This is a genomic window from Pseudoalteromonas sp. MIP2626 (assembly GCF_013414205.1).
Lineage (GTDB): Bacteria > Pseudomonadota > Gammaproteobacteria > Enterobacterales > Alteromonadaceae > Pseudoalteromonas > Pseudoalteromonas nigrifaciens.
Window position 1 is genome coordinate 18838 of the sequence record NZ_JAATTW010000038.1, and the last position, 14502, is coordinate 33339.

Genomic DNA, 14502 nt, shown 5'->3' on the forward strand with positions numbered 1-14502 from the left:
CATGGCAAACCCTTTTTATATATAACCTTTAAGTTAGCTCAGATTAATAGTAACCACTTCTGTGCTGGCATCTTCATCTTGTAAGCTATTAATTGGCACTTTTGGAATATCTGGTTTGTCTAGGGCAATATCGCCACCATCAATTACTTCGCCAGTTTGCAAATTAGTAAAATCAAATAACTGGTTATCTGCTAAATGCGACGGTACAACGTTCTGTATAGCGGTAAAAATACTTTCTATACGACCTGGGTGCTCAGCGTCCCACTTAGCTAACATATCTTTTGTGTGTTTACGCTGTAGGTTTTCTTGCGAGCCACATAAGTTACACGGAATAATAGGGTAGCCCTGTACAAAGGCATATTGGCTAATATCGCTTTCTTTACAGTATGCAAGTGGGCGAATAACCATATGTTCACCGTTATCGCTCATTAGCTTAGCTGGCATACTTTTAAGTTTGCCGCCGTAAAACATATTTAAAAATAGGGTTTCTATCATGTCATCGCGATGATGGCCAAGCGCAATTTTAGTTGCACCTAACTCTTTAGCAGTACGGTATAAAATACCCCGGCGCAGGCGCGAACAAAGTGAACAAGTCGTTTTACCTTCAGGAATAATATCGGTCACTATGCTGTAGGTGTCTTCTTCTACAATTTTGTATTCAACATTTAGTTTATCTAGATACTGGGGTAAAACGTGCTCAGGAAAGCCAGGTTGCTTTTGATCTAAGTTAACAACAAATAGCTCAAACTTAATCGGTGCTACACGCTTTAAGTGTTGCAGCATGTCGAGCATAGTGTAGCTATCTTTGCCACCAGATAAGCACACCATAATGCGGTCGCCTTCTTCAATCATGTTAAAGTCCATGACGGCTTGACCTGTTTGGCGGCGTAAACGCTTTTGAAGCTTGGTTAAGTTAAATTGAGCTTTAGCTTGATCTGAATGAGACAATTACGCCCCCTTATTAAACAATACGGCAAAGTTATTTGCTAAAAATAAAGGGGCGCATTATATACTTAAAATGCTCGGTAACAAAATTTAATCTTTTGCGAGCGGGCTAATATACCCGTCGGGTTTAAGTGCCAGTACATCGCAATCTAGGCTGTCAATAACATGCTCTGCAGTATTGCCTACTAAGGCCGCGCTTAAACCAGTACGCCCTACAGTGCCAATAACCACCAACTCGCTGTTTAAACGTTTTGCTACATCGGGAATAACGTCCTCAGGCAAACCCTCTTCAATAAAGCACTGCTCTGGGGGTAAATTAAACTCATCAGCCAGTGCATTAGTAGATTGATGATGATGTTTTTTAACCGACTCGTTATAAATGCCAGGGTTAAATTCAGGTATTTCTATGGCAATATTAATTGGTGTAGCAGGGTAGGCGTTCACCAAGTTTAGTTGGGCGTTGGCCAGTTCTGCTAAAAATTGTGCGTCTTTAATAATACGTTTATTAAGCGCTAAGTGTTGCTCGTTTTCGCTCACTGCATTAACAGCCGCTAAAATGTTGCCATTTGCAGGCCATGCCATTTGTTTTACAAATAAAACCGGAGATGGACATTTTCGTACTAAATGCCAATCGGTTGGGGTGAAAATAACGGCTTTAAGTGTACTGTGTAGATGAGTGCCTTTAATAACAAGGTCAAAGCTTTGCTCAATAACGGTATTAATAATGGCTTCGTACGGGCGATTGTGCCAAACAACTTGTGTATCAATATTAACATTTTGATAAGGCGATACTAAATCTTTTAACCAAAGCTCGCGGTCGTTTAACACGGCTTTGCGCATAGCTTCGCGCTCATCGCCAGAGAGCATAGTGGTCATTTCATAAGAAAAGTCGTAAACCGTCATAAAGGCGGTAATACTCGCACCAGATTTTTTAGCTAAATCAATCGAACGAGCTAAACCGTGCTGGTCGTCTTTGGTGGGGTCAATAACCGCAAGAATGCGTTTAATCGTGTTCATGTGCAAGCTCCATTCACTTTACGGGTGTACCTTGAGTGTAACGTAAATAGAGCACAGTGAAAGGGATAGCACAAATATTATTGTTCTAGATCAAACCATTTAATCGAATGGATTAAATGGTTTGAATATTACAACGTAAGTAGGCTAATTAGCGGGGCTTTACTATTGCAGCTGCTTTGGCCAGTGCATCGTTATCTAAAATAGTAATAAATTTGCCTTCAACTTTTATTAAATCGGCTTTTTGAAAGCGACTCAATAAACGGCTAATTGTTTCAACGGTTAAACCCAAGTAATTGCCAATTTCGCCGCGGGTCATGGTAAAGCGAAATTCTTTACGAGAAAAGCCACGCTCACCAAAGCGTTCAGATAAGTTAAAAATAAAGCTGGCTAAGCGTTGCTCGGCAGATTTTTTGTTAAGCAGTAACAGCATTTCTTGGTCATAGGTAATTTCGCTACTCATTAAGCGCATTATTTGTTGGCGTAACTTAGGGAGTCTGCCTGCTAACTCGTCAAGGGTATCAAACGGAATTTCGCATACCATAGATGTTTCTAACGCTTGTGAAAAGCTTTGGTGCATCATTTTACTTATTGCATCAAAACCAACTAAGTCACCGGCTAAATGAAAACCTGTAATTTGCTCATCGCCTTGCTCAGATAAAGTATAAGATTTAAACGAACCCGAACGAACAGCATAAATAGCGTTTAATGGCGCGCCCGACTCAAACAAAAAGTCGCCTTTGTGTAATGGTTTTTTGCGCTCGATTATTTCGTCAAGCTTATCCATTTCTTGACCATTAAGAGAAAAGGGTAGGCATAACTGGCTGATACTGCAGTTATTACAGCTAATAGCACAATTACTTTTAGCACGACCTTGAGAAAAATCCATAAATTCAATCCGTTAAAATTCAAGCCACAATATGATCAATGTTAATGCACAAGCTTATCTGTTGCAATGATCAGTAAATAAATACCATACCAAATTATTACGCTGCCTAATATTATTCGCGTCCAATGGTGATTAAATAGGGTGCTCAGTTTTTTTGCACTAACGCCTATTGTGATCATCGCGGGAAATGTACCTAGTGCAAAACACAGCATTACTAATGCACCATCAAGCGCATTTGCGCTGGTCATGGCCCAAGTAAGTGCTGAATAAACTAAACCACAGGGTAACCAGCCCCATAAAGCGCCGTACCCAAGAGCTTTAAATGGCGAGTTAATCGGCATTAAATATTTATTAAATTTAACTAGGTGTTGCCAAACTAAGGTTTTACCTACTTTTTCGAGCCATTGTAAGGTAGCTGCTAAGCGCATTATATATACCCCTACCAACAACATAAAAATGCCTGCTATAAAAGACAGTGATAATGCAAAAACAGAGTTTTGCGTGGCAAATTTACTGCTAATGCCTGCCACTAATGCGCCTGCAAGCATGTAACTCAGCGCTCGGCCTATATTATAAGCAAAAGAGTAAATGAGAGTTTGGCGTTTATTACTGGCTAATTGCAATGAGCTGGCTATGCCACCACACATTGCAATGCAATGGCCGCTGCCAATTAGGCCCATAAAAAAAGCACTGACAAAAATAGGGTCAATCATTACTTTTGTTATGCTGCTCTTTGTCATCTTCAAACAAGATACTATGGCCTTGTTTATTTAAATCAGAAAATTGCTCGCCTTTTACTGCCCAAAAAAATACTCCTATAGCTATTAGTACAAATAAAATAGCGATAGGAACTAAAATGTAAATTATGCTCATAACTTTAACAGCCTTAATGAGTTGCATATCACAATAATTGAGCTGGTCGACATACCAATAACAGCCATCCAAGGCGCTACCAGCCCCATTGCAGCTAACGGTAATATTGAGCCATTATACAATAAAGACAAAGTTAAGTTTTGTTTAATAATACGCCTAGTTTTTTTGGCAACTATTAATAGGTGCTCGATTGAGGCTAAATCGCTATTGAGCAAAACCACATCGGCGCTATTTTTTGAAATATCGGCCCCAGTTTCCATGGCGATTGATAAGTGCGCGCTGGCAAATACTGGGCTGTCGTTTACCCCATCACCTACCATGGCAACCACTTCACCTTGTGTTGACCATTGCTCAACCGCTGTTTGTTTGTCTTTAGGGCTACAGCCCGATTGCACGCTGTGTAATTTAAGTTTTTTAGCTATACGTTGCCCCGCATCAGACGCATCGCCAGTAAGCATATGACACGTTAACTTATGTGTGTGTAGAGCGTTAATTAACGTACTCGCATCATCTTTTATTTTATCGACAAAGTAAAAACGGGCAATAGGTTGCTGATTAATATACAAAGTCGCTTGCGCGTTAGTTTTTTTGCTATTAAACCAGCCACTTTTACCAATAGCATAATGAGTGTCGTTGTACTGTGCGCTGATCCCTTTGCCTGGATGTAATTGAATGTCGTTAAGTTTATGCCCTGGTACTTTATATTGGCTAAACGCACGGGCAATTGGGTGCTCTGAATAGCTCTCTAGTTGGGCTGCAATCTCAAGCACTTGATTTTTAGTGTACTCTTCACTGAGTATATCGACCGCATCTAAGCTAAAGCGTCCTTGGGTTAGCGTGCCGGTTTTATCAAATGCGAATAAAGTGATTTTAGATAGAGTTTCGAGCACATGCGCTTGTTTTATTAAAATACCTTTACGAGTAAGGTTGGCTACCGAACAGGTTAATGCGGTTGGAATAGCTAAGCTTAGCGCGCAAGGACACGTAGCCACGAGTACAGAAATAGTAATCCAAAATGCTTGCTCAGGGGCAATTTGATACCAGCCAAATGCGGTTACCGATGCAAATATAAGTAACACAGCCACAAACCACTGAGCAACTTTATCTGTAATTTCTACTAGTTTAGGGCGTTTGGTAAGTGCATTGTGTTGTAGACGAATTATTTGATTTAGCAGCGTTCTTTGGCCTATTTTATTGATTTTTATTTCAATAATGCCGTCATGATTGACTGTGCCGGCGTAAACACTGTGATTAATAAACTTATTAACCGGTAGGTGCTCTCCGGTCATCATTGATTCATCAACGCTGGTTTTACCTTTAATTAAAATACCATCGGCAGGAATAGTTTCGCCGGCTTTAATTAGAATAATATCGTTTAATTTAAGCTTTTTAGCGGCAATAATATGTTCTTGGCCATTTGCATCGAGAGTACGGGCGGTTAGTGGCAATAACTTTTGTAAGTTAGCTGTAAATTCACTGGCTTTTAATCGTGCTCTAAATTCTAGATATTTACCTAATAATAATAAAAAGGTGAACATACATACCGATTCAAAGTACACCTCGCCAACATTCATAATTGTGGCGTAAGAACTTGCGCCGTAAGCACCAAAAATAGCCAGCGAGACGGGTAAGTCCATATTAAGCTGTTTTGCTTTTAAACCATTAATGGCATTACTTAAAAAGGGCAGTGCGCTATATAAAATAACCGGAGAAGCTAAAACGAGGCTGATCCACCTAAAGTATTCCTCAAAATTACTGTCCATACCGGAGAACATGCCAAAGTACATAGCAAAGGCAAACATCATCACTTGCATGGTCATTAAACCGGCTACACCTAAGCGGCGAATATAGGCTTTTGCGGTTTGCTGTTTTTGTTGCGCTTCTAGGTCGGACTGAAACGGATAGGCTTTATAGCCAATTTTAGCAAGGCTAGTAATAATTTCGCTCAATGGGGTGGCGGTTTTATCCCATTGCACCATAGCGCGGTTAGTTGAGGTATTAACATCAACACGCTTTACTGTTTTTAAACTGAGTAATTGCTTTTCTATAAGCCATGCACAAGCTGCGCAGGTTATACCTTCTACGCTGAGCAATACTTCTGAGAAGTTGTCATTGGTCGTTATAAATTCGTCTTGAATATCTTCATTGTCGTAGCTTTTAATAAAGGCGAGTTGCTCTGGTACTAACTGCTCTACTTTACCAGCTTGAACGGTACGATATTTATAATAGTCGGTCATACCTTGATCAATAATGTTTTGCGCAACGGCTTGGCAGCCAATGCAACACATTGGCTGAGATTTATTATCAATTACTACGTGTGCGCTAAACCCGTTAGGTACACTTTCAAGGCAATGAAAGCAATTTATAGACATACTAAATACTACTTATAATTAGGCGTAACTAAAACAGCAAGGGTGGTTGGTAAGGTAATGTTTTCTTTTAGCTTCCAGCTACCATCAATAGGCTCAATAAATACCGAATAAGCACCGTCGGTAAACCCGTCAAGTAATGCGGTAAATTCTTGATTAGCATTAGGCGTTAGCGTGGCTTCAAAGTCATACGCTTTAATTGTACGATGATAAAACGACAGTTTTAATGCATGTATGTTGCTTGTATCGCCTTTGGTAAATTTAAAACCAACGCGCTCACTGGTAACATTCAGCTCGCCATGTAAGTATAAAGCTTTTGCCTTATCAAACTTAGTAAGCTCTAAGTTAATTGCTTTGCCTTTTTTATAGTAGTCATCTACCACCATATCAGGGCCATTGCCTATGGCGGTAAAGAATAAGCTAATGCAGCCAATAATTGCAGCAGAGGGAAAAAAGATTAAAAACCAAGGCCAAAAATTTTTATACCACGGAGTAGGTTGCATAGTTACTCTAAAATAAAATGAAGATGCGGCTATACTATAATAAATATTTGTAAAAGACTAAAAAAAAGCCTCCGAGTGGAGGCTTTTTTGATCTGGATTAATCTATTGAATTTAAAAGATTAAATATTCGTTAACGGTGTAACTATTTAGCTTGAGATAAGCTGTAAACGTAAGCCGTTAGTAGGTGTATTTTATCTTCACCTAAAATATCTTTCCACGCTGGCATTACACCGGCACGACCATGGTTAAGTGTTTCTTCAACAGCACGTTGAGAACCACCATATAACCAAACGTTGTCGGTTAGGTTAGGTGCACCAAAGGGTAAGTTGTGTGCAACAGAGCCTTTACCGTCAGCACCATGACATGCAGCACACATAGCCCACTTAGCTTCGCCGGCAGCAGCGTCTTTTTGGTTTACAGTACGACCTGAAAGGCTAAGTACATGAGCGGTCATTTCTTTAACGCCTTGCTCACCTAATGCAGCACCCCAAGGTGGCATTGCAGCTATACGTCCGTAAAGTAATGTTTCTTTAATTTTATCGGGTGTGCCGCCATATAACCAATCATTATCAGTTAGGTTAGGAAAGCCAGTACCACCACGCGCATCAGAACCATGACACTGAGAACAGTTTTGTGCAAAAAGACGTTGGCCAATCTCAATTGCTAGCTGACCTTGTGTTTCGGCATGTTTTTCACCATTTTCAAGTGCAACTTGCTGTGCTGCGTCACCTTCAAACTTAGACTCAACCAATTTTATTACAGGTATTTGTGCCAACTCATTAAAAATAGGGCCAAAACGTGCATCTGCAACTTCGTACTCTTTATCAAGTTTTACAAAGCGACCTTCTTCTTTAGCAAGTTTTACTGCTTCTTTAGACTCAGCCAAAGAAGTAATACCTTGGTTAGAACTAGTCCACTTACCTAATCCTTCCCAGTTACCTAAACCTGGGTAAGCTGCTAAGTAATAAACAGACCAAATAAATGTTGCAAAGAACATGTAAGTCCACCACTTTGGTAGTGGGTTATTTAGCTCTTCAATTCCATCATATTCATGTCCGCAGCTTTCACCTTCAGGTACACCAGTGTAGTTTTTTAAATTCCACACGAGTAAACCAAATAAAATGAACAAACATGATAGGGTTAATACAATAACCCAAATACTCCAAAAGCTAGTCATTTCTCAGACCCCTTTTCCTCGTTAGAGAGCGTATTGTTGTGTTTTATTTCATCTTCGAAAATAACATTAGCAGCGTCTTTAAAACGTGTTTTACTACGCTTGCTATATGCCCAAGCAACAATCACAATAAATAGTACTAAAATTACCAGAGTTAAAATGCCTCTGTATGTCCCATAATCCATAATTAGTTACTTCAAGTGGGTGCCAAGTTGTTGCAAATAAGCGATAAGGGCTTGCATTTCTGTTGCACCTTTACCGTCATTCATTGCATCAACTTTAGCAACATCGGCGATTAATTCTTCATCACTACCGTAACCTAAACCATCGTAACGGTCAGTACGGCTATCGATTCCAAATGTATCACGGAAAATTTTAAGTTTATTCAGAGTCAGGCTTGTATCAAGCGTATTCTCTGCTAACCAAGGAAAGCCTGGCATGTTCGACTCAGGAACCACAGCACGTGGGTCAACTAAGTGAGCATAATGCCAGTCATCAGAATAACGCTTGCCTACACGCGCTAGGTCAGGGCCAGTACGCTTAGATCCCCAAAGGAAAGGGTGATCCCAAACAGATTCACCGGCAACCGAATAGTGGCCATAACGCTCAACTTCGTCACGAAAAGGGCGGATCATTTGTGAGTGACAGTTTGAACAACCCTCACGTACATATAGATCTCTGCCTTCCATTTCAAGTGCCGTTAACGGACGTAGTCCGTCAACTGGCTTAGTTGTATCGTCTTGAAACATTAGCGGAGTAATTTCAACTAATGCACCAAAGCTAATTGCGAAAACGGTCAAGATAGCCATAAGGCCAATGTTTTTTTCGACTATTTCGTGTTTGTTTTGTGAATTTTTATTGCTCATTATCTCACTCCGTTATGCTAATTGTGCTTGTTCGTCTAATTGCAGCGAATCGTTCTTCGCTGCTACTGTACGATAAACGTTATAAGCCATAACTAGCATACCTACTACGATGAACACACCACCTAAAAAGCGTATAACATAGAAAGGATGAGACGCCTCTAAAGACTGTACAAAGCTATACATTAATGTGCCATCAGAGTTAACTGCGCGCCACATTAGACCTTGCATTACACCTGAGATCCACATTGCTACTATGTATAAAACAACACCAACAGTGTGTAACCAAAAATGTGTGTTAATTAATTTAATGCTGTACATACGACCTTGCGAGAATAACGCAGGGATTAGGTGGTAAATAGCGCCGATAGATATCATTGCAACCCAACCTAATGCACCTGAGTGAACGTGTCCTACAGTCCAGTCGGTGTAATGAGAAAGCGCGTTTACTGATTTAATTGCCATCATTGGGCCTTCAAACGTAGACATACCGTAAAAAGATAATGAAACAACTAAGAAACGTAAAATAGGGTCAGTACGAAGCTTATGCCATGCACCAGACAACGTCATAATACCGTTAATCATGCCACCCCAAGATGGAACGAATAAGATAATAGACATAACCATACCTAAACTTTGCGTCCAATCAGGAAGCGCAGTGTAGTGAAGGTGGTGAGGGCCTGCCCAAATATAAAGCGAAATAAGCGCCCAAAAGTGAACCACTGATAAGCGGTAAGAGTAAACCGGACGGCCTGCTTGTTTTGGTACAAAGTAATACATCATACCTAAAAAGCCAGCTGTTAATAAAAAGCCAACAGCATTGTGTCCGTACCACCACTGTACCATTGCATCAACTGCACCAGCATAAATGGAATACGATTTAGTTAACGACACAGGTACAGCCATACTGTTTACAATATGAAGTACAGCAACCGTAATGATAAAGCCAGCATAGAACCAGTTAGCTACATAAATATGAGACACTTTACGCTTTGCGATTGTGCCCATAAATACTACGGCATAAGTTACCCATACAACGGCTATTAAAATATCAATTGGCCACTCAAGTTCTGCATATTCTTTAGAACTTGTAATACCCAAAGGTAGTGTAATAACAGCAAGCACAATAACAAGCTGCCAACCCCAAAATGTAAAGGCTGCTAATTTATCTGAAAGAAGGCGCGTTTGACAGGTACGTTGAACGACGTAATAAGACGTCGCAAAAAGTGCACTTGTACCAAATGCGAAAATAACTGCGTTCGTGTGTAACGGACGAAGTCGAGAGTATGTTAACCATGGTGTATCAAAGTTAAGTGCTGGCCAAGCTAGTTGGGCAGCAATCAGAACCCCGATACTCATGCCAACGATGCCCCAAATCACTGTCATAATAGCGAATTGGCGTACAACTTTATAGTTGTACTCAGTGTGTGATGCTACTGTCTGGCTCATTTTCTGGCTTCCGCTGCAATAAATGCGTTTAGAAATGAATTACCCACCTAAAAAAAGTGGGGCCTACTATTACTTCACAAGCTTGCCATCTAAAACATTAAAAATGAGATTATTTTAGAAAACAGACTCGAGAAACCCTTATTTTTTTGCGGTTGAAATGATAAAATTTTTGGCTTAAAAAAGATAGGTCAATTGCATAATATTATGACATCAATCAAACTTTACTAGCTTGCTGTTTACTTTTTGAGGTGAATTGTACGTTATTTGTAATAAAAGTGTGATTTGACCTTGTGACTATTAAATTAGTGCCAGCCATTATTTTTTGGATTGTGAGTACCCGCCATATGTATATATATAGAGTATATTTGTTTTTTTTACTAATTTTTTTAGTTGCGTGTGATTATTCAAAGAGCAGCGATACACAACAATTAAAAAACCTTGCTTGCGAAGCCGGTTTACCCTGTACTTTTCCTAACGGCGTTAAAGTATGGCTTAGCGATGGTGATTTATCCCCCGAAACACCATTCTCTATATTTGCCGAGTTACCTAAAGGGCATGTTATTACGAATGCAAAACTTGAAGGCGTAACTATGTATATGGGGTATATTCCTCAGCAATTTAAGCGCCATGGCAACACTTGGCAAAGTGAAACTATGGTAGGTATTTGCGCTGAAAAAAATATGCTGTGGAAATTAATCCTTAACGTAACAGATGAAGCATCGCAGCAAAGCAACTCGGTATATTATTATTTTTACGTTACTTACTAAACATGCCATTGCTTATATTGCTTATTAAGTAGCTCGCTTAATTTGCAGCAGGGAGATAAGCATTCTGGTTGAGATCAGTTTAGTTGTGCTTACTCTCTTTAAGTTAAGCGTTACTTTTTATTTCTTGGCGCAGAAAAGCTAAATCCACAGAGGGTTAGCTTTAGCGCAAGAAGATTAAGCCTACAATAAGAGTACTTCGTACACTCACATCATTTTAGCTAGCACTTAGCACTCCTGCCTTTTGTAATTTTTACTTTCTCTTTTTAATTTCGAAAAATGCATCAATGGTATTTGGTTAATTAAGTGTACTACTAGGTTTGAGGCAATCATTGCTTCATTAAATTGGTGAATAGTTTACTTGTTTAATCTTGGCTGAATAAAAAATCTCTCCTTTAAAAGCTATATATGCGTTAAATCAGACTAATTAATTACTCAAAGCGCATAAATATAGTTATCAATTAACATCTAGTTTTACGGTTTTAATAACCTACTGTGATTAACTTGTTAAATTACCGGTTAAAGGTACATTGCTGAGTTAATTACATTTAATTACAAAGTCCATTAGTTTGATTTCACCTGTGATTTTAATGTAGCGCAATGCATTTAGTGTATTGATTTTGAATTGTATTTATTAATTAACAAGGAAACATAGTGTAACGTTTGTACCTTTTTTGGGTGTTGTGTTTTTCGGTTGGTTTTTAATTAGCCATTCGTTAAGTTTTTGTTCAGTTAATCACGCCTAAGTTGCTGTTTTCTGACTCACAATTCTTATAAAAGTGAGCATTACCATTTAGGTAAATTTTCAACAAGTAGGGTTCATCCATGAAAAAATCAACTCTTGGCTTAGCGGTTATCGCTGCTATTCCAATGTTCTCAAGTGTGCAAGTTTTAGCGGCTGACGAAGCGGCAAAGTCAATTGAAAAAATTCAAGTAACAGGTTCTCGTATTAAGCGATCTGACATGGAAACCGCTAGCCCAGTAACACTTATAGGTGCAGATGAAATCAGAGCATCTGGCGCTACGTCAGTTGATAGTGTTCTTCAGCAAATGACGGCTACTGGCGGCGCAATGACCAACCCTGGCGTTAATAACGGTTCTGGTGGTGGCGCTTCTATCGATTTACGCGGTTTAGGTTCGCCACGTACTTTGGTGCTTGTAAACGGTCGTAGAATGATCAATTCAGGTACAGGTGCTGCCTCTACGGTTGATTTAAACACCATTCCTGTATCTATGATAAAACAAATTGAGGTACTAAAAGATGGTGCATCAGCTGTTTATGGTACAGATGCGGTTGCTGGTGTAGTAAACATCATCCTGAAAAATGACTTTGAGGGTCTGGATATCAATATTAACTCTGCGATGACATCTAAACATGATGCAACAGAGAACTCTATTGACTTCACGTTAGGTACTTCTTTTGATAAAGGTAATATTGTCTTCGGTGTTCAGTATACTGATCGCGGTGAAGCAAGCCAAGGTGACCGTGGCTTTTCTGACTGTCCAATACTAGAAACTAAACAAGGTGTTCCTTTTTGTGGTGGATCTTCATTTAGTGAAGGTGGCCACATTTATAATGTGAATAAAGTTGATATTCTTAATGATAAAGGCAAACTTGAGCCGCAAAATTTTGCAAACGATAATGGGCTAAGTGGTTTAGGTGGGAAGTTACACCCTTTTACAGATGCAGCTGATGCTTATAACTATGCAAAGACAAGTTATTTATATACTCCTATGGAACGATTAAATATTACTGGTCTAGGTACATACGAGTTGAGTGACGATACAAGCTTTTTTAGTGAGTTTACTTATACTAAACGTTGGTCACAGCAACAACTAGCCCCACAACCAATTGATTTTGGTTTTACTTATGAAAAAAGTATGGGCGATAGCTTATTAAGTCAAACCTATGATAAACGCCAAGTTGCAAATGATACATTTGTAAAAGATGCTAATGATAATTATGTTACAGCTAAAACTAATTATGCCTACGGTGATGAGATTAATTATCGTCGTCGTATGAGTGAAAGCGGTACGCGTGATTTGTCACAAACAGTTGATACAGTTCGTGTAGTTGTTGGCGCAGAAGGTGTTATAAATGATTACTCATGGGATGTTTCAGCAAACTTTGGTCGTAATGATTCAGTAAGCAAAATGAGTAACCTTCATAATGTTTCTGCAATTAAAGCTGAAGTTGCAGCTGAAGTTGCAGCTGGAAGTTTAAATCCATTAAATGAGTCTGCTTGGGGTGTATCGAAAATACAAAAACATATCTACACAGAACAAGATAGTGGTGGTAGCCAGTTATTTATTTTAGCAGCGTCACTTTCAGGTGAGATGTTTGAGTTACCAGCGGGCTATACTGCATTTGCTGCAGGTATTGAGCGTCGTCAAGAAAAAGCATGGTCAAATCCAGATTCAATTTCAGCTCAAGGCTTAGGTAATGATCCGCGAGTTGATCCTACTAGCGGTGGTTTTGATGTAAATGAAGCCTTTGTTGAGTTCGCTATTCCGGTTTTGGCAGATGCACCATTTGCTGAATATGTTGAAATAAGCGCAGCAATTCGTGCTTTTGATTACAGTACTTTTGGTTCAGATGAAACTTGGAAGCTTGGCTTTACTTGGAAAGCTAATGATGAACTAATGTTCCGTGGTGTACGTTCAACTGCATTTCGTGCACCGACAGTAGATGAGCTTTACTCTGGTAATGCACCATCATACGAGCAAGTGAAATTCCCAGGTGCGGATAGTCAAGCAGAAGTAACGGTAGGTGGTAATAAAAACTTAACACCGGAAGAAGCTGACACACTTACCTTTGGTATTGTGTACGAGCCACAGTGGTTCGAAGGTTTCTCAATGACTGTAGATTACTACGATATTGAAATTGAAAACGCAATTTCTACCTACAATAACCAGTTTGTAGTTGATCAGTGTATCGGAAATGCTAATAGCGGCAATACAACTTTATGTAGTGCTAACGAGACAAACGCCGATTTAGATGGGACTCGTATTGTTTTTAATAACCAATTAAGAAATATTGGCTCTGAGAAAACATCGGGCGTTGATTTAAACTTAAGGTATACGTTTGATGCCCTAGGCTTAAGCTGGAAAGCAGGTTTAGATACAACTTATTTAGATGAGTATGTTGTAGATACCGGTGCTGTTGTTGATTACTCAGGTTTTGTTACTGGCAGTGCAGGTAGTTATGCCGATATTAAATCGAATTTTAATTTAGCGGCTAAAGGCGACAACTGGGGTGCAACCTACGAAGCTCGTTACATTGCAGGTATGGATAGTTTTGCTTGTATAGATAGCGAAGTATGTTTCGCGCCAGAAACACCGTCAATTGTTTACCATGATATTAGTGGCTATTATTTAGTAAATGACACGATTACACTCTCAGCTGGTGTAAATAACTTATTTGATAAAGAGCCTCCTTATTACACAGGTAACAACGATTCAAACACTGACCCGTATACATTTGATACATTAGGCCGTCGCTTATTTGCAGGTATGAACATTAAGTTCTAATTTGCAATTAACCAAGTCGTAGTATTTCAATTAAGGCCTAGTTTTTACTAGTAATGCAGATCGTTTAAGCTAATTGAACGATCTTTCAGAGGCTTCATAATAGGCTACAACAGAAGTTGTGGCCTATT

General features: G+C 39.3%; 13 protein-coding genes. 2 read left to right on the top strand and 11 right to left on the bottom strand.

All coding sequences use genetic code 11. From position 1 onward, the window contains the following. Window positions 1-33: 33 nt before the first annotated feature. The 11 genes from ttcA to ccoN form a co-directional block, all read right to left on the bottom strand. Window positions 34-948: a tRNA 2-thiocytidine(32) synthetase TtcA gene (gene ttcA, locus HC000_RS13910; protein ID WP_089368461.1), complete on the bottom strand. Its 915-nt coding sequence runs from the start codon at window positions 946-948 to the stop codon at window positions 34-36. 87 nt (window positions 949-1035) lie between these two features. Then, window positions 1036-1962: a universal stress protein UspE gene (uspE, locus tag HC000_RS13915; RefSeq protein ID WP_179807963.1), complete on the bottom strand. Its 927-nt coding sequence runs from the start codon at window positions 1960-1962 to the stop codon at window positions 1036-1038. A 148-nt stretch (window positions 1963-2110) separates the two neighbouring features. Next, a complete protein-coding gene (locus HC000_RS13920) occupies window positions 2111-2848 on the bottom strand; it encodes an FNR family transcription factor (protein ID WP_058373651.1) in 738 nt (245 codons plus the stop codon). A 41-nt stretch (window positions 2849-2889) separates the two neighbouring features. Beyond that, on the bottom strand, window positions 2890-3561 hold the full coding sequence (locus HC000_RS13925) for a sulfite exporter TauE/SafE family protein (protein ID WP_179807964.1): 672 nt from the start codon (window positions 3559-3561) through the stop codon (window positions 2890-2892). Continuing rightward, window positions 3554-3721, bottom strand: coding sequence for a cbb3-type cytochrome oxidase assembly protein CcoS (ccoS, locus tag HC000_RS13930; RefSeq protein WP_008109812.1), 168 nt, complete (start codon window positions 3719-3721; stop codon window positions 3554-3556). The genes HC000_RS13925 and ccoS overlap by 8 nt, the downstream gene beginning before the upstream one ends. Further along, window positions 3718-6093 carry a heavy metal translocating P-type ATPase gene (locus HC000_RS13935; RefSeq protein WP_179807965.1) on the bottom strand — a complete coding sequence of 792 codons (2376 nt, stop codon included), beginning with the start codon at window positions 6091-6093 and terminating at the stop codon, window positions 3718-3720. The genes ccoS and HC000_RS13935 overlap by 4 nt, the downstream gene beginning before the upstream one ends. 8 nt (window positions 6094-6101) lie before the next feature. Continuing rightward, a complete protein-coding gene (locus HC000_RS13940; protein WP_179807966.1) occupies window positions 6102-6593 on the bottom strand; it encodes a FixH family protein in 492 nt (163 codons plus the stop codon). Between the two features lie 142 nt (window positions 6594-6735). After that, the gene (locus HC000_RS13945) at window positions 6736-7770 is read right to left on the bottom strand and encodes a c-type cytochrome (RefSeq protein WP_179807967.1); all 1035 of its coding nucleotides are present in this window, start codon (window positions 7768-7770) and stop codon (window positions 6736-6738) included. Further along, window positions 7767-7952 carry a cbb3-type cytochrome c oxidase subunit 3 gene (locus tag HC000_RS13950; protein WP_089368456.1) on the bottom strand — a complete coding sequence of 62 codons (186 nt, stop codon included), beginning with the start codon at window positions 7950-7952 and terminating at the stop codon, window positions 7767-7769. The genes HC000_RS13945 and HC000_RS13950 overlap by 4 nt, the downstream gene beginning before the upstream one ends. Window positions 7953-7958: 6 nt before the next feature. Then, window positions 7959-8633 (bottom strand): cytochrome-c oxidase, cbb3-type subunit II, encoded by a 675-nt coding sequence (gene ccoO / locus HC000_RS13955; protein ID WP_011328518.1) that lies wholly within the window; start codon window positions 8631-8633, stop codon window positions 7959-7961. Between the two features lie 12 nt (window positions 8634-8645). After that, window positions 8646-10079: a cytochrome-c oxidase, cbb3-type subunit I gene (gene ccoN / locus HC000_RS13960; protein WP_179807968.1), complete on the bottom strand. Its 1434-nt coding sequence runs from the start codon at window positions 10077-10079 to the stop codon at window positions 8646-8648. Between the two features lie 344 nt (window positions 10080-10423). Here ccoN and HC000_RS13965 point away from each other — a divergent pair, with 344 nt between their 5' ends. Together HC000_RS13965 and HC000_RS13970 are read left to right on the top strand one after the other, a co-directional pair. Next, entirely contained in the window at window positions 10424-10846 is a 423-nt protein-coding gene (locus tag HC000_RS13965; RefSeq protein ID WP_179807971.1) for a hypothetical protein, read from the top strand. Between the two features lie 822 nt (window positions 10847-11668). Then, window positions 11669-14374, top strand: a complete 2706-nt coding sequence (locus tag HC000_RS13970) for a TonB-dependent receptor (protein WP_179807969.1) — start codon at window positions 11669-11671, stop codon at window positions 14372-14374. Window positions 14375-14502 lie beyond the last annotated feature (128 nt).